Origin of the sequence: Parabacteroides goldsteinii (assembly GCF_020091425.1) — a bacterium.
Classification (GTDB): Bacteria; Bacteroidota; Bacteroidia; order Bacteroidales; family Tannerellaceae; genus Parabacteroides; species Parabacteroides goldsteinii.
This window is the reverse complement of the sequence record NZ_CP081906.1, coordinates 4231753-4258020: the sequence shown is the minus strand read 5'-3', so window position 1 is coordinate 4258020 and position 26268 is coordinate 4231753. Positions and strand designations below refer to the sequence as shown.

Here is a 26268-nt window from a genome sequence, read left to right as displayed (position 1 = left end):
TGAGCAGAGTTTCCGACGGGAGGCTCTGCTCTTTCTTTTATATGTGTATATTTAATCTTAAGTTACGTTTATTTTTTCATCCAAATAAATTGGAGAATGCAGATGGCAACAGTAAAATAGTCCTTCATAAGATCACATTTCAGTTGTTTTAAAGCGTTGTTGATATGGTATTCAACATTTTTTGTTGAAATTTCCAGTTGATCTGCAATTTCTTTATTTCTAAGACCGCTGTATCGGCTTAGCATAAAAATCTCTCTGGTCCGCATTGGCAATTTTTCTAACGAGATTGCTATTGCCTGGTTCAGTTCCTTTGTAATAAGTATTTCCAGTGAATCATCTTCAAGGACATATATATTGCTCCTTTGATAAACGGTATATTCATTCAGATCATCTATCGGTATTGTATTTAGTTGCAGGCTTTTTAGATAGTTTAGGCATTTATTACGGCTGACAACCATCAGATAAGTGATCAGGCAGGTATTATCATCCAGAATCTTTCTTTGATCCCAAAGGACCAGAAAGGTATCCTGTACAATTTCTTTTGCTGCCTCTTTGTTTATCACATAAATATTGGTAAATGCATATAAACGAGGCCAGTAAGATTTAACTATCTGTTCAAAGGCTTTTTCATTGCCATTCTTTAGTTGCTGTATCAGAAAAGATCGGCCCATAGTCCAATGGAGTTTTATCCATCAGTTCCCGAAGTGGATGGTTTATATAAAGGAAGCGTGAGAACTGTTGATATATCTGCATCTGAGGCTCTCGACTGCCCATCTTCATGATATAAACAACAGACTCACGCTCTTTATCCTGAATACACAAGTACATAATATACCTGTCAGTGTATAACAAGGAAAAGAACATGAGCGTTTTGTTGTCTATTATCCATGAAGATTGAAATTGTCGAGATTTCAGATACAGGATAATATCTTTAAACGCTTATGTTTTGCTAATAAGTTGCATCCGGCAACGCTTTGCCTGTCTGCATATCATTTGCAAATATAAACAGAAGATATGAATTTCTTTAGTTTCTGCTCAATTTATTGTATTTTCGTTTTCATGTGATAAAATAATAAGATCGGATTATCATCTTCCGTAAGACCATCTAATAATAATTCAGCTAACTTTGAATCGCATTTTTTGAGTATATCATTTCTAGCTCCCACAATCTTGCTGGCACTAACCGGAACAACGATTGTATTATCTCCATAATAAAACCAAGGAATATGAAAAAAGCTAAATAGTGGATTTTTGCATTTTCCATTGTTTTCATAGGTTCTATCCTCTGATTTTACATATACTCCCCATGTTAAATAATCGACATTACTCATGTAATGAAAAACAGCGACATCTTTTAAATCAATAAAATGACTATTGAAATAATCGATGTTTCTCATTTGTTCTCTAAAATCGTCATCAGTTGTTGTCTCATCGATATGTAAATGGTTACCCCCTGCTATATTAAATGCATATTTTGCTTTAAAACTATTTTTGTTAACTTCAAATATAGTATCATTGAAAGGAGGATTAAAATAAATATTTGAGCCAAATCGATGAAGGGGATACCCTGTGGAATAGTGGAATTTATTACTATAATAACTTTTGTATTGTGAATAATATACTTTTCCATTCAAATCCGTTATTATAAATGTCGGTTTATCCGGTGTGCCTGGAATTTCATTTCCTGCATCATAATATCCAATCACAAGCTGATCCGTTATAAATTCCATATTAGAGAATGTATAGGGACGATGTTCTGTTTTTGCTAAAGAAGAGCCTGTTAATTGCCCTCCATTGTCATTAAGATAAAAATATTTCAGAGTCATATTCCCTGTATCCATGATTACCACTTGAGAACTATCAGGAGTTAAGGTCACATAGCTTAAAAATGCATATTCGTCCGGGGCTTGTCCCAAGCGTGAAATTTTGTTCAAAAACCGTCCTTGTTTATCATAAACAGTGACTGTCTTTGAGTTTCCTCTGTCCACCGCAATAATATTATCTTTTGTAAATAATAAATAGTTTATATGACCAATCAGGTTCTCATCCGTAGTCTCCAGTTTTACGAAAGAAACACTATCTATCAATTCATCATAGAAATAACCTTTTCCATGAGGATTCAATTTTATTTCTTTTACATTTTCCAGTGATGGAGCAAGCAGAGATACTTCAGACTGATCTTTCTCCGTAACCACAGATTTCTCTTTTTCTTTTTTGCAAGAAAATAAGAATGGTATTATAATACAAAATAGAATAAATCGTTCATTCATAATTTTTTATCTAAATGATTTGACATTTACAAAGTTTGCCGATGGGAATAGCCCATCGGCAGATACTATTCATTTTCAATAAAATCCATCGCATGGGTTATAATTTACACATCTCTCAACCAAATTAGTGTCATCACACCAATAATGTTCCCCTGTAGTCGTTTTTATAGTAGTAGTACTACCATAAACAGTTTCGATACTACACTTTATCCCTTCTTGATGTTGATGTCCATAATCATTCGAACTGGTACTACCACCACTTCCTCCGGATTGAGCTAATACCATAATCGGTAAAGAATTTGTTTCAATACCGTAATCAGCTAGTGCATACTGAACATTCATTACTAAACCTAACATTAGAACTATTGCTCCTAATGTTACAAATACTTTTTTCTTTTTCATAACAATTATTTATTAGTTATTATTGAATGGTTCTCCATGCTTTTTTAAAGGAGAACTGTTTTCTCTATTTTTAATTAGTTTTCTAACATGACTTTTTAATGTATCTGTGTCTTTCCAGTCTTTTGTGTAGGAGAAACAGTAAGTACCTAAATAAATTAGATATAAAGCAAAACAAGCCGAAATAAGTAACCTTTTCCATTTCTCTGATAAGGCTTGAATTAAATGAAAAAAAATCCAAACTGTTAAAAAAGAAGTTCCTATGCATCCTAAATAAAGATAGCGGTCAGCTACTATGGTAAAACGGGATATTGAAATTAGATGTAAGGCTACTGCAACATGTAGAACCAGAAATAAAATGGAAAACATTACAATTTTATTTTTCCTGTAAACAAATAACATTCCAGATCCTGTCAACACTATAATAGGATAAAACCATAAACGTAAAGGAATAGACTCTTCCGGTAATACAGGGAATGGATATATGTATGATAAATTTACAGGTAAAAATGATTTAACCATATATTCGAATGTTGTATAGCAGGCAAATAGAATTCGGTAATCCAACGAATAAATAAGTTCCTCTCCTTCGCTTCCTTGTGAAAGGATTGTTAGAATCCCTCCTAATAAAGACAAAGAGAAAAAAGAGATTTTTTCTACCCATAGTTCTCTATTATGAAAATCTCTGCCGACAAAATAATCTATGAGAAGTAAACAAACCGGTAATGTGACAGCCTGTTCTTTTCCTAAGAACGAACAGATAAAGAAAAACAGAGTTAACAGAAAATATGTGTTTCGTCGATTTTGCACATATTTTAGATAACAAAGTAAAGACAGCAAATAAAAAAACGTATATATTAAAACTTTGGAGGCACTAAGCCATGCTACAGATTCTACATTGACCGGGTGAATTCCCCATAGTAATGCGGTGAAAAAGGCTATAATTCTAATATTATACTCAATGTAGACATTACTCTTACTCAATAGCATAATAAAGAATCGATAAACTAAACAAACATTAGCTAAATGCCAGCATAGACTGGTAAGATGAAAAAATGAAGAATCATAACCAAATAAAGTATGTAACAACAAATAATTCAATTCATTAAAAGGAGCATATTGGCCATGGTAAAAATCAGTTAGTATATACCATAAGTTATTAATATTTATTCCTCCTGTGGTGTAATGATTCATCACAACCCATTGATCATCCCATTGATACAGAAAATTATGGTTTATTACTGGGCAATATACCAATATAACTATTGGTATGAGCATCAGATAAGGCCAAACAGTGTCGAATGTAGTGTTTTTTTTCATACAATATTTAAAGTTTACAAGGATTGCTTTTACAAGAGGAACAACTTTTTTGGATTTTACCCTAGCTAAAAAATGAAATATTTTTACTTTTTCATCAAAATAAATTGGAGGATGCAAATGGTTACAATGAAATAGCCTTTCAGAAGATCATTTTAATTAGTTGTAATTCGTAAAGGTCATCTATCGGTGTGAGGGGATTTTAGATAAGGTTGAGGTGTTGATTTTCTATACAGGCAAAAAGAAGAGCAGGACCTCCTGTCGGAAATCCTGCTCTTTTTTACTTTTTACTAACATGTACCCGTTGAGTGGGTGCCATATTGTCGTTGCGGTAGTTGATCTGTTCGACTACGTTTTCTGCCAGTTCGCGGAAAGCTGCTCCGGTGATCGTGTCGGGATTCAAAGCGACAGGTGTTCCGTTGTCGCCTCCTTCGCAGATACTCTGTACGATGGGGATTTGTCCTAACAGGGGAATATTCAGTTCTTCTGCCAGACGTTTGGCTCCTTCTTTTCCGAACAAGTAATATTTGTTCTCTGGAAGTTCGGCAGGAGTGAACCAGGCCATGTTTTCAACCAGTCCCAATACCGGTACGTTTATCTTTTCGCCGGTAAACATGCTGATACCTTTGCGGGCATCGGCTAAGGCAACTTCCTGAGGGGTGCTGACAACGATAGCGCCTGTGATAGCCAATGTCTGTACCAGAGTCAGGTGGATGTCGCTTGTTCCCGGCGGCAGGTCGATCAGGAAATAGTCGAGATCGCCCCAGTTGGCGTCGCCGATCAGTTGCTTCAAAGCATTGCTAGCCATAGCTCCGCGCCATAAAACTGCATCTTCCTTGTTTACAAAGAAACCGATTGAGAGTAGCTTTACTCCGTAGTTTTCTGCCGGTTGTATCAATTCGCGGCCGTCTACCTCTTCCATATAGGGACGGGCGTCTTCTACATTAAACATCTTAGGCTGGGAAGGACCAAAGATATCGGCATCCAGCAAACCTACCTTATAGCCGAGTCCTGCCAGGGCTACAGCCAGGTTAGCGGCAACCGTACTTTTACCTACGCCTCCTTTACCGGAAGATACGGCGATGATATTTTTAACCTGCGGAAGCAGTTTGTCCGGTTCGGGGCGTGCGGCCTGGCGTGCCAGAACTTCGATGTTTCCTTTGATGTCGACATCTTCGCCGACATAAATCAGGATAGCTGTCTCGGCTGCCTTTACGACTGATTTGATAAACGGGTCGTTGGGTTTCTCGAAAAGGAGGGAGAAGCTCACTTTATTGCCTTCGATCCGTATGTTGTCTTCTACCATGCCCATTTCGACAAGGTCTTTTCCTGTACCCGGATAGCGCACTTTTGCAAGTGCGTCCATGATAAGTTTAGGATATATAGCCATAATATGATTGTATAATTGGTTGTCTTATTTGCCTGAAGCCAGTGCGCTGCGCTTGCTTCGGTTGAAACTGCGGTAAGGATCGAGCTCGATCTCTACGTCCGGTTCTACCAGTTCGTCTCTTTCTTCACAAACAAACTTGATGTATTTGATGTTCAGTCCGCGGTCGAGCCATTGTTGTTCGTAATAGGTTTTGATAGACAGAATATCGTCTACCAACCCTGAATGATACAGGTCGTTGTTGCTGAACAGGACTGGATAGTTGTTGGCTTTTACCATTTCACAGGTGTAAGTGTACATAAAGTTACTGTCGGTTTTGAGGTGGATGATGCCATCACCTGACAGTATTTCGCGGTACATCTTCATGAAACGGGTGGAAGTCAGTCGTTTGTTTACCTTTTTCATTTGCGGGTCAGGGAAGGTAAGCCATATCTCGGCTACTTCGCCGGCTGCAAAGAAATGTGAGATCAGTTCGATACTGGTACGCAGGAAAGCTACGTTGGTCATTCCCGAGTCATAGGAATCCTTGGCTCCGGTCCACATACGGGCTCCTTTGATATCTACGCCGATAAAGTTCTTGTCGGGGAACAGGCGTGCCAGTCCCACCGTATATTCACCTTTGCCGCAACCCAATTCGAGTACGATCGGGTTGTCATTTTTGAAAAACTCCTTATGCCAGTGTCCTTTCAATTCAAATCCTTTCTCTTGCAGAACGGCAAACGGATACTGGAAAACATGCGGATATCCCGCCATATCGTCAAACTTTGCTAACTTATTTTTTCCCATGCTGCAAAGATAATACTTTATTCAAACAATGCCGATACCGATTTTTCCCTTTCCCGTACGATCCTGTCGAATTCGTCTTCCCGTTCTTTCGGTAACCGGGCTTTTTGTATCCATTCATCACTTCCGTAGACACCGGCTTTTTCGTAATCGAACGGTTTGAATCTGATTTTCCGGATCGCTTTTTGATTATTGAAATGGAAATCCAAGCGGTAAGGATCTTTGAATGCAGGGTCTTGTATGATAGAATGTTTGTCTTTGATGCCTTTCCAGGTATTCCAGTCGTTATCCAGGAACTTGGGAGGCATATTGTTACGCAGGTCCCAATAGCAATTGTAGTCCATATCTATGTTTGCTTTGTCCCAGGGACCTGACAGATATACTCCGTGATCCATTAGTATGATATTGGAAGTAAAGCTGAACGACTGATGTTCTTCGACCCGCGTAAATTGCAGTTGCTGATGATGATTGAAGGCGAAAATATTGTTTCGTATGCTATTCTTTTCTCCGTAATGCTGATGGAAACCTCCGCTTTTACAACCGTATACCAGATTGTTTTCCATAACGACACCGGTACTTCCCTCATCAGTATAAAGTCCCCAGCCGCCATAATCATAAGAATAAATATGATGGATTACATTATTGTGGATACGGGTTCCGAGAGAGATACCCAATGTGTAAACGGCTCCCATATCGGACAATTCTCCCCAACCGATATGATGAATATTATTGTAAGCGATCTCATTATTAACGGCGTAGCTTTTCCCATATCCCCAGACCCAGCCGACGGAAACTCCTGAATACAACAAATCGGATATTTCGTTATGAGTAACTTTGTTGTCGGAAGAATTGAAAATGGCGACACCGACCCCGCATGGAAAAACAAATCCGGTTTTCTGTATGATATTGTTATCGACTGTAATCTTTTTGGTGAGAAGGTTCGGATCGGGAGTTTCATATTCTCCGATCTTTACAGCCCCGGCTCCCAGGTCAGTCAGATAAGAATGTTCCAGATTACAGTTCGTACAGGCTTTTCTGAACCATATAGCGTAGTTTCCTGTATGTTTGATTTCACAGTTTTCAAAACGGATATTATCCGCAAAGTCGAGATGGATTGCGGCATCGATAGGGGAAGCGGCCTGGGCCGGATTATTACCGGTCTTCGGCATGACATACCCTGAATGTTCAAAAGAGAGGTTACGGAATGTGATGTTTTTGACCGGATAGCCTTTTTCTCCCTTTATTGTGAGTAGCCTGTTTAAAACCGGGGCATGGGCGGTGCTTGTTTCCATGATCTCTCCTTTACAGGGAATATAATATAAGTCGCCGGAAGGCTCCATAAACCATTCCCCTTCGGCCGTCATGGCCTGTTTGTAGTTTTCGAGGATGAAACGGCTTCCTTTTTGTATGGGGTTCCAGGGTTTCATCCCTTGTCCGTTCAGGAAAAAATAACCGGAGTCAGGTATTGCCATGGAGAGATATTTACGGGTATTATCCCATTTATGATAGCACATAACCATTACTTCGTTCAACTCTTCTTCGGAGAGACCTTGCAGGGATACCATATCTTCCGGCTTTGCCTGAATACGTTGTGTGGCATATTCCGGGGAACGCCCCGTCCCTTTATAATGAATGGTCTCATCTGCTTTTTCCACAAAGAACCATCCGGTATCGGGAGTCCGGGCCCGGGTGGCTCTGTTTCCATTGACGTACAGTTGCTCGATCTTTAATCCATAACGGGCAACTTCATCGACGTGCGTTTTCCACCATCCTTCGGGAGTTTTCTCCCAGGAAGTGAGAGTTATTGCCCCGCTGATTACCGGCTTGTCTTTCCCTTCTCCTTCAATAACAACCGGTACGGAAGGAGATTTATCTATCCGTAATGTTTGGTTCAATGGATAAAAACCGGATTGGATGCGGATATGAACCGTATCGTTGCCGGTAGTATTAAGTCCTTGTTTCAGGGCTTCTTCAATTGTCCCATAAGGAGATTCAGAAGTCCCTTTTTGAATGCCGGTCGTTCCGGGAGATACATAAATCGTATTCTGTGCAATGATTGCAGATGAACAGACGGATAAAAGATATAAGAATAAATGCCTTTTCATATGTAAATAAATTGCGCTCCCTATCTCAAGAGAGCCGTTTAAACCATTAATAAATTGATTTTTTTAGAGTTCAGACAAAACAAAAGAGAGCACTTGTATAGATACAAATGCGGTTGGCTATTATCTTTGGGCATTTTATAATTTTACAACAGCTAAGAAAAAAAATTTCATACACGCGTTAAAGGACTCGCAGTCTTGACCGCTTAGCAGTTGAGATCAGTTTCATGAGCGACCTCTTGCTGTTTCTTACGACAACAAGCCAGTAAAAATCGACCTTCTCTATGTTTTTAACCTACTTCTGGGATTGGACCATCATCACGGCTGATTTTAACTTTATAGCCAAGTGCTTCCAGCTCTTTCTTCAAGTAATTTTTCCGTTTCTGCTCCATCCTTTGGTTGAGATATTCCGCACCGAGTTCCTTATACTCACAAGCCTCTTTCAGTACATGCCATACCGATTTCAGGATCGAGTGTCCTACTGCTACTAAAGCCCTCTTTTTCCCTCGACGGGCGGCTAAACGGTGATAACGTGCACTGTAAAAGGTGTTCTTGGTACGGGTGGCTGCCCACGCAGCCTCCGTGATTACGGCTTTCAACTGTTTGTTGCCATGGGTGGTTCTACCACTTTTTTTTTACCTGCGCTCTCGTTATTGCCAGGACAGACACCGGCCCACGAAGCCAGGTGCTTTTCGGTTGGAAAGGCTTCCATATCCACACCTATCTCTGCTATCAGGTCTTCAACCGTTTTCCGGCTAAGTCCGGGGATCTTCTGCAAGAGTTCCATCACATTCTCATAAGGAGATAAAACCTCTTTTATACGGCAGGTAAGGTCAGCTATGATGGCTTTCGTCTGTTCCATATCTTTACGGATGGTCTGCAACATATAGATGTGATGCGGTTCTATAAAGCCTTCACAAGCCTGATAAAGAAGTTCCGGACTGGCTTCAAGTTTTTTATGATAGATGCAAGTTATGTCATCCATTGTTACATGACCCTTATCGATCAACATATCTATCAGCTTGTTCGCCACGACTCCGTCCAGGCTGCACACCACGCTGGAAAGTTTGATGTTACAATCTTCCAGGATACGAACAATACGGTTTTTCTCAGAAGATACATGCTGGATCAACTTGTTACGGTAACGGGTTAAATCACGAAGCTCACGTTGTTCACGCTCCGGGATATAACTCGGTTTCAACAAACCTGCTAAAAGCAGTTTGCAAATCCAGGCACTATCCTTTTTATCCGTTTTGTGCCCGGGAACATACTTGATGTGCCGTGCGTTCACGATCCAGACTTTCATATCAGGACATTCAAGAATCTTATAGACCGGCTTCCAGTAAACACCGGTACTTTCCATGGCTACATGCGTAATGCCACTGGATAATAACCATTCTTTTAATTCTGTCAAAGAACTACTGAAGGTCTTGTAACTGCGGGTTTCAGTTTTGAGACCTTCGCCACTTATCGTAGCAACTACCATGTCCTTGTGGACATCTATTCCACAACCCCGGAGGATGACTTGTTCAAAAGGTACTGTTTTCATTGCATTCGTTTTTTCGAGTGAATGACACTAAAGTAAACAATACCCCCCTATTTACATGCTCTTGGACGAAATTTATTTCATGGATGTTTCATGATTAATAGAGCTTGTCGTTAAACCTAACAAAAATAGCATTTTATTTTAGCTTTATCCGTCAGCGGGTTACATTCTTCCCATCTTGGCAACAAATTCGTCGAAGAAGATATCCCGGTAGTTGTTTCCGATGGCTATTTCGTATTTGTCAATATAGATATCATTATTATCGAATGAGGTAATCTGCCGGGTATTGACAATATAGGAGCGATTTACCCGCAGGAATATTTTAGGGAGCAGTTCATGGATTGCTTTCATACTGGTCTTGGTGATGATACGCTGGTCGGGAAGCTGGATAATGACATAATCTTTAAGCCCTTCGATAAAAAGTATATCTTTGAAATTCACTTTGAAGAAGCGGCGTTCGGACTTGACGAACATAAATTCGCTTTCTACATTTTCAATGTTTTCCTTTTCTCCGGTCAGCAGAAGGGCATGGTAAGCCATTACCTTTTCAACTGCTTTTTGAAATCTTTCGGGAATGATCGGTTTGACCAGATAGTCGACGGCATCCACTTCGTAACTGTCGATGGCATATTCGGCATAGGCTGTTGTAAATATGACCAAAGTGCTTTTCGGGATGGTACGGGCAAATTCCAGTCCGGTAACCTTAGGCATGCGGATATCCAGAAAGATTAGGTCGACTGGGTGCTCATGGATAAATTTGGCTGCTGAGGCGGCATTGTTGAAAGAGCCGGCCAGCGTCAGTTGTCCGGTCTCATTTATCAGCATCTCCACAGCTTCACGGGCCAGCGGTTCGTCGTCTACGATTATGCAATTCATAGTTCCAATTGTAAATTAACGGTGTAACTTTGTTTCATTTCAATGATTTCCAGTGAGTGACGACCCGGGTATAATAACTCCAGGCGTCTTTTGATATTCTTCAGTCCCAGGCCACCGATACGTGGCTCTTTTACTTCCTCTTCCGGGAGCGGTATGGAGTTTTCGCATCGGAATAGCAACCGGTTGTCCTGTACGATGAAAGAAAGATGTACGAACGAAGCATTCTCGCTGTCCGTATTATGCTTTACTGCATTTTCAACGAAAGGGATAAACAGGAGCGGAGGAAGCCATACCTTATTTATATCACCTTCTTTCGATATGATATAGTTGAAATTATCCCGGCGTATCTTTTCCAGATTCAGGAAATCATTCATAAAATGAATATCCGAATTGAGCTGTATCTTTTCTTGCGAACTGTCGTTAAGCTGGTAACGCAGCAGGTCTTCCAGCTTGAATAAAACTTCTGCCGCTTCGTCGCGTCCTTTTTTAATCAATACGTAGACGTTGTTTAGCATATTGAAAAGGAAATGCGGATTGATCTGGCTTTTCAGGAATTTCAGTTCTGATTGCAGGGTGGCGGCTTCCAGTTCGTCTATGCGCTGGTTGTTGCTGATCCAGTGTTTAAAAATGACGAGCGCGGATGAGGCGGCAACCAGTAATCCGCAGGAGACTGTCGAAGAAATGATATTCAGCCACATCACCGAAGGACTGGGTGGAATGCTTTCGAAGCGGGTATCTTCGAAAAGGGTTTGAAGTGTACCGAGTATGATGATACATAACAGGACCAGGGTCGTTGAGCTGAGCAGGTAACGGAGAAACCGACCTTTGAGCAGGAATCGCGGTACCAGTACATAGGCATTGACATAGATAAGCATGTCGATCATCAGGAAATAACCGATCCAGGAGCGGATTCTGGGCGGGGTGATAATCAGTTCATCCGGTGTATCCCAGAATACATTGATCGTAATAAAGAAGACGATCAGTTGCAGCAGGAGATGCCTGTAAACCCTTTTCTGAGGACTTAGCAGAAAGTCGGGTACTATATGGTCTGTCTTAGTTGCCATGTGTATTCATTTTTAATGTAATGGTACTTGTACCTGTCGTCTTTTCCCGCGTGACGGATAAGGAATAATTCTCCGGATAAAGAAGATCGAGGCGGGCCTTTAAGCTGTCCAGTTCTTTCATCTCCGGTTCTGTCGGATCGTCGAATCGGCAGGTGATATGTATTTCTTCTCCTTCCCGGTCGGCTTGTAACAGGATAGAAGGGCGTTTTTCCTGTTTCACCGTTCTTTTCAAGGCATACTGGATGATCGGAACAAGCAGCAGGGGGGGAATCAGGACACCTGTCAATGCTTTGTCGGAAACGATCTGATAGTCGAAAGTGTCCGAATAAAACTTCTCCAGAGCCAGGTAATGAGTCAGGAAGTTGATCTCGGAATTAAGCAGAACCTTATCACGTGCCCCGTCATACAGTTGATAGCGGAGTAGCTGGCTTAGCCGGAGCACCATATCGGCAGCCTTTTGCGGTTCGCTTTTGGATAGTACCCCTGTGCGGTTCAGCGTGTTGAACAACAGGGAGGGATTCACCTGCTCTTTCAGGTTGTCCACTTCCGATTGTATCTGTTTTCTTTCCAATTGGTTTACACGCTGGTTTTCTGTCATCCAGTGTTTTAACAGGACAGTCATGGATATACCGGTAATACAGATCATGTTCAGCATATAATCCGATAAACTATCCAGGATGCTTACCATATTAAAGTAAGAACCTCTGACGGGAGGAATACCGGATGAGGTGAATATCCAGTATTCCTGTACATAGCGTAGCAAGATGAGCAATAAGACGGACACGGAAGAGCAAAGGATATAGACCAGATACTTTTTCTTTAGCAGCAACCTGGGAACCAACAGATAAAGATGCAGATAGCCTACAATGAAATAGGAGATCAGGGTACATACCCCGGCCAGGTAGACCTGATTTCCCAGTTGCTCTAGTCTGGCCCCAAAGGTATAGACGTTCTGGTTGAGCGATACAACTGTTACAGCCGCGAGCAACAAAATATGACGGGCTATCCTGTATCTGGGTTCAATCAGGAACTGGTATAAGAAAGTTTGTTTATTCATTTTGTTGTCGACCATACAGCGGCTTACTCTTTAGACTGTCCGAATTTACTATTTTATTTGGTATCTGTTTGCATACCGGTTAGAATTCTAGTTTGTAACTGATATTGCTGATAGGAATGCTGTTCCCGTTCCGTTCCATCACACCGCTTTTCAGATTGTAGTGATAACCGTAATATTCTTCCGTTCCGGTCACATTCAATGCCTTGATGGCGAACTCGTGTGCTACTTTCTTTCTGTTTATTTTGTAGCTGACCGTAAAGTTTGCGATAAACATGACCGGATACTGTTCGGAATAAGCCCTTGTTTCGTCATATAGTGCTTCCTTGTCGGGATGTGCCAGGCTTGCTGCATGGTCGAGGGGAGAATAACGCTCTCCTCCTTGCAGGGTGAATTTGGCGTTGGCACTTAATATGTTCTGTCTTTTGGAACCTACCATCCACTCTTTGCCGATCAACGTATTAAGGATAAATCGGCGGTTAAACCGTGTGTTGTGCCAGACGCCGTCTCCTCCTTTGTATTTCGAATCGAAAACAGAGGCTGTGACCAGGTAATAGAATCCGCGGTTCAGATATTGTTCCAGTGTGATGTCTACCCCGATATTACGTCCCTTTCCTTTGTTTACGAGAGCCTCTTCCACATAAAACTCTCTTCGGTTCAATACGGAATAGGAGCTGTCTGCAATAACCGGAACGTCGTACAGGAATTGTGCATAAGGTTCGACTTTAAGAAGCAGATTGTCGGATAATTTATAGCCGAATGTCAGCATCAGATGGTGAGCCTTGGTAAAGTCGAGGTCTTTGTTTACGGATTCTTTTCCGGTACTTTTGGAATTGACGAAGTAGACATCCATCTTTTCCATCCGGCTGTGCAAGCCATATGCCAGGGCAAACGAAGACTTAGTGGTCGGCGCCCATTTAATTCCCAACCGGGGTTCGAGAGTCCAACTGTTATTAAGCGTCAGAACCTGGCTGTTCAAGCCGGCATTTACCGAAAGCCGGTCTGTGATACCGAAAGAGGAACTGGTGTAGGCTGAGATCAGGTCGGTCTGTCCTTTTCCTTTTGAGAGAGTGTTTAGCGGGGCCGTTTCAAAAGGAGCCAGGTTTAGACGCATATTATAGAACAAACGGGTATAGGTGAAACCGGTCTGGTTGGTATGGCGTGCACTGAATTTCCTGTTGTAGGAAGATGTCAGGATCAGGTTCGTCGTGTTGTTCTTCTGATAGGTGAACGGGCTGACGGTGTGATCGGCTGCATGGGCATCTTCTGTCGCATTCATACCGGAATAGGTGGCTGCTAAAGTTGTTTTCAACATTGCATTGTTCGGAAAGAAGTACCGGTGGCTTATCCCTCCGGCAGCCATATATTGTTTGGCTGTCGACTGAAAATTATCCCGGGTATGTTCCCATTCCAACGGATCGTCCTCGAAATCATTTTCGTATTTGTCGATCAGGCTGGTTCCCCACACGGCAAAAGTCCCGGCTTTACGTGTCGGAATGTTGAATTTGAAATTCAGGTCCTGATAATTAAGCGTACCGCCCATGTCGAGGCCGGGATAAATGCTGTTGAGAAGTCCGGTGGTAGAATAGCGGTAGTTGAAGATATAGGAAGCCTGGTGATTCTTGCTTAAAGGACCCTCCGAAGCGACATCTATCCCCAATATACCTACCTGAAAGGTATTCTCCATTTTCCGGTTGTTCCCGTTACGCAGCTTCATGTCGAATACGCCGGAAACGGCATTCCCGTATTCGGAGGGAAAGGCACCCGTGAAGAAGTCGGAATTACCCAGAACCTGGCTGCTGAGAGATGATAAGATACCGCCGCCCAGTATGGATATATCGGCAAAGTGATTCGGGTTCGGTATTTCCACATCTTCCATTCTCCATTGCAGCAGGTGCGGGGCATTCCCGTGGATGGATATTCCGTTGCTGGACAGGTTGGCTGCTACTCCGGCAAACGAACTCACCAGGCGGGCGGGGTCATCCAGTCCTCCGGCATAACGGCAGGCTTCTTCCACACTAAGCATCCGGGCACCGGTAGCCGCCATTTTGTTGAGAGGCTGCTCCTTGTTAATCTGTGGGCGGACAACGACTTCGCTTAATTCGTTGACGTTTTCTTTCAGTGAGATGTCCAGATATACTTCCTTCGCGGATGTTACCAGTATTTCGCTGAAGATTCCAGGTTCGTATCCAAGAAAAGAAGCCTGTACATTATGTCGTCCTACCGGAATCTCCGGCAAAACGAATTGTCCGCGTTCATCGGTTGTAGTGCCTGTGCCCGGCATATCTGAAAGCATGATGGTGACATCAGGCATCGGATGACCGGATGCTTTGTCGATAACTGTTCCGCGGATAGTCTGCGACGGCTGGTTGCCGGTTGTTTTCTGGCTATACGCTTTGCCCTGCGATAACAGGCTGATAAAAAGGAGTAAAAAGATTATTGTACGATACATATATTAGTTGTCTGATAGGTTTGTTATTTACTATGAAAGGTTGCTTTGTTTATTGTTTTTCTTTTCTTTGATAAGACTCAACAGGCCGTATATCTGTTCAAAGACGGCATTTTTCCATTTGCTTCCGGTTATCTCTTCCGTGAAAACATCTTCAAACGAGTCTAATACCCTGGCGCAATCCTCCGGGTTGACTCCCGACCTCTCTGCTACTGTTGCAATAACTTCTCTTTTGTTCATCTCTTTTTGTTTTTATGATTATGCCACGAAGGTAGCCTGCAATGGAAAGTGCTTTTTAATTTGTAGACGGAAGTGCTTTTCCAGTATACGGAATCCTTCTTATCGTCGACCAGACCGGTTTGCATTATTATACATCTTGCTATTAGCTACCATTATCTTAGGTACTTATTAAACCAAAGGTTATGACAAACTAATTGTTAACACCTTATTTAGTATAATTACCCTGTACAGGATAATCAGATACGCTGTACACCCTGGTTAATTATCCTGTACACCTTGTCCGACTACCCTGTACACCCTGGCAATAAGGAGTCCTGACTTTTCAATTAATTAGTAGGGAGGAACCGGTTAGTTTCCGGTGTCCGCGGGTTAGTTTGTAATTACCCTGATGCGGTTACCCCGGGCAGGAATAACGGTTTCATTTCAGTAACAAAAAAATACAGTTCAGTAAATACAGATTACAGTTCAGTAAAATAATCCCGGCCTCTTATACCTATATATAATAAGTTTGTTTCAGAATTAATGTAAGATGATTAAAATTATAGAGAGATGGGAAATACTTTTTTATTAGCTTTGTTGGCATCGTTTACGTGTGCAGATTATCGTTTGGATCAAATAACACATGAACCGGTTCCGGAAGGAGAAAAAGTGGCTCCGGAGATGCCGGATAGATTTCCTTTTGATGAGTGCGGACGAACGATCGATGAATAAGCCGGATGTCTTTTGCTGACATTCGTTGTGTGTATTGAATTAATTCTGTTACTTAAAATTTAAAGACGTATGAAGAAGTTATTTTTATTTGCTTTGGCTGTTACGGCTTTATTCTCTTCTTGCGAAAAAGATCCCGATCTGAATAAGCTCGACAGCGATTATGCTGTTTATACGAATTATGATAACGGCATTCAGTTTAACAAATTCAGTTCTTATTATCTTCCTGACAGTATTCTGGTCGCCGGTGGCGGTATGAAAGCCCAATACTGGAAAGACGAGAATGCTCAAAAGATCATCAGCGAGGTGGTTGCCGAGATGGACGACCGGGGATATACCCGTGTGGATGACAAAGAAAAAGCCGATATCGGCTTACAACTGTCCTATGCACAGCAGACTACGCAGATCATAACTCCGGGTTACGGTTACGGCTATGGTTGGTGGGGTGCCGGTTTCTGGGGCCCGTTCTGGAATGACTGGTATTATCCTTATCCGGTTTCCTACAGTTATGACACCGGGACGTTTGTTGCGGAAATGGTTGACCTGACAGCTAAATCTGCCGATCAGAACAAGAAAGTCGATCTGCCGGTTATCTGGCATGCTTATGCTTCGGGGTTGGTCTATAACAATTCGCGTATCGACATGCAGCTGACACTTCGTGCTGTGGAGCAGGCCTTTGAACAATCTCCTTACCTTAATATACTGTATACTGATAAATAATAAATCCGGAAGATTATGAAAACGATAAGATACATTTTTAAGAAACAATTCATATTGTTGATGATACTGTCCGTTTTCTGTTTGAAAGGACAGGCACAGGTGGAAGATAACCTTCATTTTAATGTGGACTGGCAGATGAACGCACCTATCAGTACCGACTTTGCAGATAAGATCAGTGGCTGGGGGATGAATTTCGAAGCCGGTTATTATGTGACGCCGCGCTGGTCGTTGGGAGCATTCCTGAGTTTCCATACCAATCATAAATATGTGGACCGCCAGACATTGCAATTGTCGCCGACCCAATCGCTGACTACCGACCAGCAATTGTCGGCTTTCCAGCTTCCTTTCGGTCTTTCCACTTCCTACCGTCTCGGACATAATGATTATCTGAAGCCGTATGTCGGAGTGAAATTGGGAGCGATGTATGCGGAGAACTCCAGTTACATGACGACTGTCCGTTATTATTCAAATCCCTGGGGCTTCTATATTTCTCCGGAGGTCGGAATGAATATTTATCCCGTACCGGATAAGCGTTTTGGCTTCCATGTGGCTCTGTATTACAGCTATGCCACCAACCAGACAGATTTGCTGACCTATTCGATGAACGGGCAGAACAATCTGGGGTTCCGTGTCGGTTTATGCTTCTAATCAATCCAACAAATAATGCAAAACAAATACAACCATTTTTTCAACTTTTTCCTGTTCTCGGGATTAGCCTGTTTCTCACATTTGTTTCTGGTGCTTTATTCGGACCTTTCACCGCAGCATCAGAACGTGTTGATTTCTTTCTGGGCTTTCCTGTTGGTTGTATTTGTTTTTAATGTGATCGGGTTCAGTATTGTTCTTATCAGTGAATGGCAGCGGAAAAGCTATCAGGTCCTGATGAAAAGGAATAATCAGTTACTGATCAATTGCCTGTTGATGGCGGGACTTTTGTTTTTGATAAACTATCTGCTGTCTTCTGTCGTAAAAGTCTTGTTGGAGATACCTTCGCCGTTTGTGTTGAAGGGGGCCGGCTTCCGGATGATGTTTGTGGTATGGCTGGTTGAGATGGTGATTGTTTGTCTTACGATGGTGGCTAACTTCTACAGGCAGTTGATCGTTCTCCATGAAAAAGCGAATAAGCTGGAAGAGAGTGCGATAAAGTCACAGTATATCGCTTTGCAGAATCAGTTGAATCCCCATTTTCTTTTTAATAACCTGAATACGCTGATTTCGGAAATAGAATATAATCCAAAGAATGCAGTTGTGTTCACCCAGCGTCTGTCGGACGTTTACCGTTATATTCTGCAAAGCCAGCAGGAGGGGCAGGTCACTTTACGTTCGGAACTGACTTTCCTGAAATCTTTTATCTTCCTTCATCAAGTGAGGCTGGGGGATTGTATCCATGTGGATAACCGGATCGACCCTTCCTTGCTGGAAAAGAAAATACCGTCTTTCACATTGCAGCTACTGACTGAAAATGTGATTAAACACAATACAATCAATTCGGATAACCCGATGACGATTTATCTGAGTACTTCGGATGATAAAAAGAAATTAGTGGTAAGCAATGAAATAAGGCTCAAGCAGAATGTTGTCAAGTCGGGTACCGGACTGAAGAATTTATCTACCCGTTGTAAACTGGTTAGCGATCAGGATATATCGATAGAGAATGATTCTAAATGTTTTACCGTTAAAATCCCATTATTAAATGAATAAGATAAAAGCAGCCATCATAGAAGATGAAATCCCGGCGGCACGTTTGCTAAACAAAATGTTGACGGAGTTGCGCCCTGAATGGGAGATCCAGGTCTTGCCGGGCAATGTGGAAGGTGCCGTAAAGTGGTATCAGGATAATCCCCATCCGGATATCCTCTTTTTGGATATCCAGCTGACCGATGGCGTTTCTTTTTCTTTTATCGAACAGGCGAATCCGGAGAGCATGATCGTATTTACTACGGCTTACGATGAATATGCGATCCGTGCCTTTAAAGCGAACAGTATCGATTACCTGTTGAAACCGATCGATAAGGAACGGCTGGGCGAAGCTTTGGAGAAATATGAAAAGCTTACTTCCAAATTCTATAAAGAGTTTAATAAGCAAGGAGATATCCTGGAGATACTTCAGAATATAACCAATCCGGCAAAGAAATACAGAACCCGTTTCCTTATTTCGGGGGAGGACAAATTATTTACGTTGCAGGTGGATGATATTGCTTATTTCTATTCTGAAAATAAAATAACCTTTGCCGTAACTAATCAGAATAAAGAACATATTATAGATTTGTCTCTGGATAAGTTGTGCGAGCAGCTGGACCCGGACCGCTTCTTCCGGACAAACCGGCAAACGATAGTTAGTGTACAGGCCATCCAAAAGATAGAATCTTATTTCCTGGGTAAAGTTATCGTGAAAGTTATTCCTCCTTTTAAAGATAAGATTATCGTCAGCCGTGAAAAGATCAGTGCTTTCAAGCTGTGGCTGAACTATTGAAAGAATCTGTTTTAGCTCTAAATAATTGACTGATTTGTTTTTTCAGCGAATATAATATACTTTTGATGCAATAATTGCAGGAGTAATATTGTAAGCAATTGAAAGAATGGAGAAGGAGTTAGAGGTAAAATATCTTGAAGCATTGGGAGAAGGAGACCACGAGGCATTCAATATGCTTTTTATGTCTTATCATTCTTTGGTAAAACGATTTCTTTTCGGGTTTATCAAAGAGGAAGATGAGGTGTTGGATCTGGCCCAGGAGGTTTTCATTAAGGTCTGGACCCATCGGAAATCGGCTGCATCGGCTGATTCTTTCAAAGCCTATTTGTTTAGAATGGCCCGTAATGAGCTTTACAATTATTACAAACTAAATGCAATTCATGAGAACCACCTGGAGAAATATTATCAACAATCCGTCTGGGTAGATGATTTGATGGAAGAACGTATTTTAGCGGAAGAACTGGGACTTTTACTGGACATCGCTGTAGAGAATATGCCTCCCCAGCGAAAACAGATTTTTAAAATGAGCCGGAAAGAAGGCCTTTCGAACGAAGAAATCTCTCTTAAACTGAATATAAACAAAAGAACTGTTGAGAACCATATAACTCAAGCCCTGGCGGACTTGCGGAAAGTCCTGAAAATAGTATTACCTTTTTTTATTTAAAAAAAATCACTTTTAGACTGTGTGTGTTTCTTTTTCTGTTTGTCTTAATTATATAAGACTAAAAATAGAATGGAGAAACGACATCTACATACTTTGTTTTCGCGCTTCTTTGGAAATGATTTTCCCAAAGAGGTACGTAATCGGTTTGCCACCTGGTTTATCCGTGAAGAACAGGCCGATGAGAAGGAAGAGGTATTAGAAGATATATGGAACTCATTGCCGGAGACGATAGATTTTACATCTTACGCAGAGTTGAAAAAGGTGAACAAGCGTATTCATCCTGAAAAGAACTCTTTCTACCGGCGATTGGCTGTTATTGCTGCAATTATTGTATTACCCTTATTGGGGATTGTCACTACTACATGGTATTATAAATATGCCGGCATATCATCTGATATGCATATGGTAGAATGCTTTGTTCCGAATGGGGAAAGAAAGCAGATCGTTTTACCGGATGGTTCTATTGTATGGTTGAATGCAAATTCTGTTTTAATCTATCCCGAGAAATTCGGAAAAACACGAACGTTGTTCCTGAGTGGAGAGGGGCATTTTACAGTCACTAAAGATAAGGAAAGGCCTTTTATCGTAAAAACGAATTATTTGAATGTCGAAGCATTGGGAACAGTCTTTGATGTGCATTCTTATCCGGAAGAGAGTGAAACCACAACCATCCTGGAATCAGGCTGTGTCAGGGTTGACGATAAAATAGGTTCATCGGGTTCTGTCATTCTGCACCCAAACGAACAACTGACCTATAACCATGCAGATGCTTCTTTTCTTAAAAGCTATGTGGATGCTTCCCGGTTAAGCACCTGGACGAAAGGGTATCTGATTTTCCAGCAGGAAACGTTAGCGAATATTTTCCGTGCGTTGGAAAGACAATATAAGGTAAAGATCAATTACAATGATACCAAATATGCAAGCATGACATTTACTGTTCGCTTCCATGCCCGGGAATCCCTGGAAGAGGCATTGGATGTTTTAAAAAGAATAGGAGTTAACTTTAAATATAAAATTGTAGACAATGATGTATATATTCAGTAGCAACTAAAAAAAACAACAATATCATGAAAAAAAGGTATCCGGGAAGCTGACGGCCAATCACTTCTTCCCGGACTGAAATCGAAAATCATCCCGATTTTTGGGGCGTTATATATGCCCTTAAATCAAAAAGATAGTATTCAATTTAATTCTTAAATATACAAAGTTATGAAAATATATAACAAATCACGAAGATGTGTGGTAAATACTTTTTATAAATCTATTTACATTGCATTATTCTTGTGCAGTTCTTTTATAGTAAAAGCTCAAAATCAATTAATTACACTCTCGAAACAAATGACCTTAAAAGAGGCTTTTGTTGAGATAGAAAAGCAAACAAATCTTTCAGTAGACTATAATGACCAATTAATAAATGCGAATGAACGTATTAAAAAGGCATATAATAATACGCAGTTGAATGAAGTTTTAAATGCTATATTGAAAGACGCCAGTTGTTCATATTCAATTCAGGGAAGCCATATCTTAATTACACCTAAGACTGCTCAGCAGGTGAAAAATCAGACTATAACCGGTACGGTTACTGATGAGTTGGGCGATCCGATTATTGGTGCCAATGTAATTGAAGAAGGTACAACTAACGGAATTATGACTGATATTGATGGTAAATTTTCATTGTCAGTATCAGCCGGTTCTAAAATTCAGGTTTCATATATAGGATATATAACTCAGGATATAAAAGTCGGAAATAAGAAAACTTTCGCGGTCGTATTAAAAGAAGATTCTCAGGCTTTGGAAGAAATTGTAGTTGTGGGTTACGGTACACAGAAGAAAGGTGTCGTAACAGGATCTATCGCAACTGCAAAGGGGGATGATATCATCAAGAGTCCGACTCAGAACTTAGGACAGGCTTTGGCCGGTCGTTTGCCGGGCCTTATCGTGACTAACGGTAGTGGTGAACCGGGTGCTGACGGGGTAACGATCAATATTCGTGGTAAGAGTACAACCGGAAATAATGATCCGTTGATTCTGATCGACGGTATTGCCGGTCGTGGTTCTTTGGACAGACTTAATCCAAATGATATTGAGAGTATTACAGTTTTGAAAGATGCTTCTGCTGCTATCTATGGTTCGCGTTCTGCCAATGGTGTTATTCTGGTAACAACCAAGAGAGGTAAAACAGGAAAACCGTCCATTAGTTATTCTTTCAATGTAGGTTTACAGCAACCGACACGTGTGCCGGATCTGGCAGATGCTGCTACTTTTGCTGAAGTGACGAACGAGTTGGAATCATATGACGGACGTGTTCCCCGGTATACCGCTGATGAAATAGAATTATTCAGAAACGGATCGGATCCGATACATTATCCGAATACAAACTGGGCAGATGAGGTACTAAAGAAAGCTGCTTTTCAACAGAGACATAATGTATCTGTTTCCGGAGGTACGGATGCTGTTAGTTATTATGTAGGTGGTGGTTATTCCAGTCAGGACGGTATCTTTAAAAATGGATCGACAAAGTATGAACAGTATGATATACGTTCAAATATCGATGCTAAAATTACTAAAGACCTGAAAGTGTCGGTGGATATCTCGTCTCGTTTGGAAGATGCAAATTTCCCCAGCATGAGTGCCGGTGATATATTCTGGCGTATTACCAGATCATATCCTACAGTTTTAGCCCAGTATCCGAATGGATTACCGACAAATGGTTTGGATAGTAACCCAATCGTGATGGCTACAGATAAAACTGGTTATGAATATGATAAGAAGGCAGTATTTAATGGAACTATTACTGCAGACTGGAATTTATCGTGGCTGTTGGATGGTTTGGCAGCAGATGCTTATATGGCTTATGACCGTATCGGTAAAGATCATAAAAAGTGGCAGACACCCTGGTCTTTTTATACATGGGATGAGGCTACCGATACTTATACGGAACACATGAACACACTTGTTCAGCAGACCTCATTGAGACAAGAGCATTTAGCTGATTGGTCGCTGACATTGAATGCCAAATTGAAGTATAAGAAAACATTTGGCAGTCACGGGATAGATGCTATCCTCGGTTTTGAACAAAACAGCTATAGAAAGGATAATTTCTGGGCATCTCGTGGTAGTTTTATGTCTACAGCTATCGACCAGTTATTTGCCGGTACATCCAACAAAGATTATTATGATAACTCTGGTGACGCTTCAGAAAGCGCACGTCGTAGTTATTTCGGACGTGTCGCGTATGATTTTGCAGGTAAGTATATGGCTCAGTTTAATTTCCGTTATGATGGTTCATATATTTTCCAGGCAGGACAGCGTTGGGGCTTTTTCCCGGGTGTGTCTGCCGGTTGGAGAATGTCGGAAGAGAGCTTTATCAAAGATAATATCGACTGGATCAATAATTTGAAGATACGCGGATCATTCGGTAAGCAAGGTAACGATAATATCGATCCTTTCCAGTATTTGCTTAAATATAATCTGGGTCGTAATTACGTGTTTGGCGGAACTGATATGGTTGGTTTATATCAGAAAGGTTTCCCGAATAATAATGTAACATGGGAAGTTGCCGATACCTGGAACATCGGTACTGAAGGAACATTCTGGAATGGACTTTTAGGTTTTGAAGTTGAATATTTCAAAACAAAACGTTCTAATATTCTGGCAAAGCGTAATGCTTCTATTCCTAAGTATACAGGTTTGATCGATTTGCCGAATGAAAATATCGGACGGGTTCAGAACCAGGGGCTGGAAATACAGTTAAGTCACTTTAATAAGATCGGCGAAGTGAACTTCCGTGCAAATGGAAACTTTATGTTTGCCAGAAATAAAGTGTTGTTCATAGATGAAACCCCATGGGGAGAAGGACATGAATATATGAATGAAACAGGAGGTCCAATGGGAGCAGGTTTACAGTATCGTGCTATAGGTATTTTCAGAGATCAGGCAGCATTGGATAGCTATCCTCACTTGGAAGCAGCTCGTCCTGGTGACTTGATTTTTGAAGATGTTGATGGTGACGGTAAAATTACCTCACTGGATCGTGTTCGTCAGAATTTGACCGGTTTCCCGGAAATTATCTTTGGTTTGAACTTGTCTGCAGACTGGAAAAATTTTGATATTAGTGTTCTGTTCCAGGGACAGGCTCGTGCTGTAAAAGATATCATCTGTCGTATGGATGCTACTTCAAACTTCTATAAATGGAGAGCTGAAGATCGTTGGACAGAAGATAATATAGACGGAACTATGCCCCGTGCCGGTGGTAGCATCAATTATGGTGTTGAAAATCCATCTAGTTTCTGGACAAAAGATGCTTCTTTTGTACGTCTGAAAAACCTGGAAATAGGATATACCTTACCTAATTTGTGGTTTAATAAACTGCGTATATCAAATTGTAGAGTTTATTTGAGCGGACAGAACCTGTTTACTTTGGATCATATAAAATATGTGGATCCGGAAGGAAGCGGAGAAGGTGGCTATTATCCTCACATGAGAATCTTTAATCTAGGATGTAATTTAACTTTTTAAAAAGGGAAAAAGATGAAAAAGATAATATATTGGGCAGTTTCCGCACTGTTAAGCTTTAGCTCTTGTAGCGATTTTTTGGATAAAAAACCGTTGGATTCACTTACTGAGGATGCTGTATTTAATGATGATGCTTTACTCACAGCTTATGTAACAGCTTGTTATAATGCCTATCCAAACGGCTTTGATGAAGCAATGTCATCCTCGGCTACAGATGAATCATATACTCGTCATGGAGATGGTAGTTCTAATATTGTAGCAAGGGGAGAAATGAACCCGGATAATGTTGAAAACTTTGACTCCGGTCGATTTTCCAACTTTAATTACTGGAATACAGCTTATGAGTATTTGCGTAACATCAACACGTTCTTTGCAAAATATGAAGAAGCGCAGGTTACGGAAGAATTAAAGAGCCGTTTATATGGTGAGATGAAATTTATTCGTGCTTTTGTGTATTCTAATCTGATATGGCGTTTTGGTGGTGTTCCTATTATTACGAAAGCGTATACATTGGAAGATACGGATTATTCTATCACACGAAATACGTATGAGGAATGTGTAGATTTTATCTTAAAAGACCTGGATGAGGCTATTGAGCATTTACCAGCAAAAATGGAAGGTGGAAATAAAGGTCTCGCCTCTGCGGATGCTTGTAAAGCGTTGAAATCGAGATTGTTATTGTATGCTGCAAGTCCTTTGGTAAATACTTCTAATGATCTGAAAAAATGGGAATTGGCACGTGATGCGGCTAAAGCTGTAATTGATCTGCCAGGTTATAGCCTGGCTTCGGATTATAGAACTCTTTTCCTAGAAGACAATGACGAAATTATTTTCAGACGTTATTATACGAAAGCGAATGCTAACAGAGTGAATTTATTTAATTCTCCTAATGGTTACGGCGGTTGGGGAGGTAACTGTCCTATTCAGAATTTGGTGGATGATTATGAAATGAAAGCAACGGGTAAAAAACCGGCAGAAGCTGGTTCCGGTTATGATCCGGCAAATCCGTATGAAGGTCGTGATCCTCGTTTTTATGCAACGGTTCTTCATAATGGTGCAATGTTCAGAGGACGTGCGGTTGAAACATTTATTCCTAACGGACAAGATAGCGAACAAGGAGCTATTGGAAGCTGGAACTGTTCGAAGACTGGTTACTATTTGCATAAATTTCATGATGAAAATCAGGTTATTAATGAATCGGAAGCAACAACTGTTCCATGGACTTTCTTCAGACTGGCAGAATTTTATCTGAATTATGCTGAAGCTCAGTACTATTTGGGAAATGAAGAAGAATGCCGTAAAGCTATCAATGTGATACGTTCCCGTGAAGGAGTTGAAATGCCTCCGGTAACAGCCTCCGGCACGGAACTGCTTGAAAAACTTCGTAATGAGCGCAGAATAGAATTAAGTTTTGAGAACCAACGCTATTTCGATTTGAGAAGATGGAAAATTGCTGATGAGTATGAAAACAAGAATTCTATTGGCATAAAAATTGAAAAGGATGAAAATGGTAATTTTAAATATACTGAAATCACTGTTTTGGAACGTAATTTCCTTCCGCAGCATTATTGGTTGCCAATTCCTCGCTCAGAAATTATAAAGAGTAATTATACTTTGGAACAGAATCCTTATTATAATTAATTCGAGTATAAGTAATTGATTAAAAAAGCGCATAAATGACACAAATTTGTCAAATAACAA

The 26268-nt window shown here is 40.9% G+C and carries 23 protein-coding genes; 9 read left to right on the top strand and 14 right to left on the bottom strand.

All coding sequences use genetic code 11. The annotated features are described in order from the left end of the window. Positions 1-68 precede the first annotated feature (68 nt). The 14 genes from K6V26_RS18400 to K6V26_RS18335 form a co-directional block, all read right to left on the bottom strand. A complete protein-coding gene (locus K6V26_RS18400; protein ID WP_224263517.1) occupies positions 69-671 on the bottom strand; it encodes an RNA polymerase sigma-70 factor in 603 nt (200 codons plus the stop codon). A 369-nt stretch (positions 672-1040) separates the two neighbouring features. After that, on the bottom strand, positions 1041-2270 hold the full coding sequence (locus K6V26_RS18395; protein ID WP_224263516.1) for a 6-bladed beta-propeller: 1230 nt from the start codon (positions 2268-2270) through the stop codon (positions 1041-1043). Positions 2271-2345: 75 nt separating this feature from the next. After that, the gene (locus tag K6V26_RS18390; protein ID WP_224263515.1) at positions 2346-2672 is read right to left on the bottom strand and encodes a hypothetical protein; all 327 of its coding nucleotides are present in this window, start codon (positions 2670-2672) and stop codon (positions 2346-2348) included. A gap of 12 nt (positions 2673-2684) precedes the next feature. Next, positions 2685-3989, bottom strand: a complete 1305-nt coding sequence (locus tag K6V26_RS18385; RefSeq protein ID WP_224263514.1) for a hypothetical protein — start codon at positions 3987-3989, stop codon at positions 2685-2687. A gap of 277 nt (positions 3990-4266) precedes the next feature. Beyond that, a complete protein-coding gene (locus K6V26_RS18380; RefSeq protein ID WP_224263513.1) occupies positions 4267-5376 on the bottom strand; it encodes an Mrp/NBP35 family ATP-binding protein in 1110 nt (369 codons plus the stop codon). A 24-nt stretch (positions 5377-5400) separates the two neighbouring features. Further along, a complete protein-coding gene (gene trmB, locus K6V26_RS18375) occupies positions 5401-6159 on the bottom strand; it encodes a tRNA (guanosine(46)-N7)-methyltransferase TrmB (RefSeq protein ID WP_046145407.1) in 759 nt (252 codons plus the stop codon). Positions 6160-6176: 17 nt separating this feature from the next. Then, positions 6177-8261 carry a right-handed parallel beta-helix repeat-containing protein gene (locus K6V26_RS18370; protein WP_224263512.1) on the bottom strand — a complete coding sequence of 695 codons (2085 nt, stop codon included), beginning with the start codon at positions 8259-8261 and terminating at the stop codon, positions 6177-6179. A 287-nt stretch (positions 8262-8548) separates the two neighbouring features. Continuing rightward, positions 8549-8857 (bottom strand): hypothetical protein, encoded by a 309-nt coding sequence (locus K6V26_RS18365; RefSeq protein ID WP_007657317.1) that lies wholly within the window; start codon positions 8855-8857, stop codon positions 8549-8551. After that, entirely contained in the window at positions 8854-9807 is a 954-nt protein-coding gene (locus K6V26_RS18360) for an IS110 family RNA-guided transposase (RefSeq protein ID WP_010800681.1), read from the bottom strand. Before K6V26_RS18360 ends, K6V26_RS18365 begins: the two co-directional genes overlap by 4 nt. A gap of 159 nt (positions 9808-9966) precedes the next feature. Beyond that, positions 9967-10680 (bottom strand): LytR/AlgR family response regulator transcription factor, encoded by a 714-nt coding sequence (locus tag K6V26_RS18355; RefSeq protein WP_224263511.1) that lies wholly within the window; start codon positions 10678-10680, stop codon positions 9967-9969. Next, a complete protein-coding gene (locus K6V26_RS18350) occupies positions 10677-11744 on the bottom strand; it encodes a sensor histidine kinase (protein ID WP_224263510.1) in 1068 nt (355 codons plus the stop codon). Before K6V26_RS18350 ends, K6V26_RS18355 begins: the two co-directional genes overlap by 4 nt. Continuing rightward, positions 11734-12816: a sensor histidine kinase gene (locus K6V26_RS18345; protein WP_224263509.1), complete on the bottom strand. Its 1083-nt coding sequence runs from the start codon at positions 12814-12816 to the stop codon at positions 11734-11736. Before K6V26_RS18345 ends, K6V26_RS18350 begins: the two co-directional genes overlap by 11 nt. 64 nt (positions 12817-12880) lie before the next feature. After that, the gene (locus K6V26_RS18340) at positions 12881-15250 is read right to left on the bottom strand and encodes a TonB-dependent receptor (RefSeq protein WP_224263508.1); all 2370 of its coding nucleotides are present in this window, start codon (positions 15248-15250) and stop codon (positions 12881-12883) included. 30 nt (positions 15251-15280) lie between these two features. Continuing rightward, positions 15281-15487: an HU family DNA-binding protein gene (locus K6V26_RS18335; RefSeq protein ID WP_046145401.1), complete on the bottom strand. Its 207-nt coding sequence runs from the start codon at positions 15485-15487 to the stop codon at positions 15281-15283. A gap of 549 nt (positions 15488-16036) precedes the next feature. On the opposite strand from K6V26_RS18335, the gene K6V26_RS18330 reads away from it, so the two are divergent. The 9 genes from K6V26_RS18330 to K6V26_RS18290 all read left to right on the top strand — a co-directional run bounded on the left by K6V26_RS18330 (position 16037) and on the right by K6V26_RS18290 (position 26208). Continuing rightward, positions 16037-16198, top strand: coding sequence for a hypothetical protein (locus tag K6V26_RS18330; protein ID WP_007655063.1), 162 nt, complete (start codon positions 16037-16039; stop codon positions 16196-16198). Between the two features lie 69 nt (positions 16199-16267). Further along, positions 16268-16915: a DUF4136 domain-containing protein gene (locus K6V26_RS18325; RefSeq protein ID WP_007655062.1), complete on the top strand. Its 648-nt coding sequence runs from the start codon at positions 16268-16270 to the stop codon at positions 16913-16915. Positions 16916-16930: 15 nt separating this feature from the next. Beyond that, positions 16931-17563: an outer membrane beta-barrel protein gene (locus K6V26_RS18320; RefSeq protein ID WP_195439250.1), complete on the top strand. Its 633-nt coding sequence runs from the start codon at positions 16931-16933 to the stop codon at positions 17561-17563. A gap of 15 nt (positions 17564-17578) precedes the next feature. Beyond that, a complete protein-coding gene (locus K6V26_RS18315; RefSeq protein ID WP_048315380.1) occupies positions 17579-18616 on the top strand; it encodes a sensor histidine kinase in 1038 nt (345 codons plus the stop codon). Further along, on the top strand, positions 18609-19388 hold the full coding sequence (locus tag K6V26_RS18310) for a LytR/AlgR family response regulator transcription factor (protein WP_224263507.1): 780 nt from the start codon (positions 18609-18611) through the stop codon (positions 19386-19388). The genes K6V26_RS18315 and K6V26_RS18310 overlap by 8 nt, the downstream gene beginning before the upstream one ends. 106 nt (positions 19389-19494) lie before the next feature. Then, positions 19495-20052, top strand: coding sequence for an RNA polymerase sigma-70 factor (locus tag K6V26_RS18305; protein ID WP_224263506.1), 558 nt, complete (start codon positions 19495-19497; stop codon positions 20050-20052). Positions 20053-20121: 69 nt separating this feature from the next. Further along, positions 20122-21096, top strand: a complete 975-nt coding sequence (locus tag K6V26_RS18300; protein ID WP_224263505.1) for a FecR family protein — start codon at positions 20122-20124, stop codon at positions 21094-21096. Between the two features lie 165 nt (positions 21097-21261). Next, positions 21262-24570 (top strand): TonB-dependent receptor, encoded by a 3309-nt coding sequence (locus tag K6V26_RS18295; protein WP_224263504.1) that lies wholly within the window; start codon positions 21262-21264, stop codon positions 24568-24570. Positions 24571-24582: 12 nt separating this feature from the next. Continuing rightward, positions 24583-26208 carry a RagB/SusD family nutrient uptake outer membrane protein gene (locus K6V26_RS18290; protein ID WP_224263503.1) on the top strand — a complete coding sequence of 542 codons (1626 nt, stop codon included), beginning with the start codon at positions 24583-24585 and terminating at the stop codon, positions 26206-26208. The last annotated feature ends 60 nt before the right edge of the window (positions 26209-26268 follow it).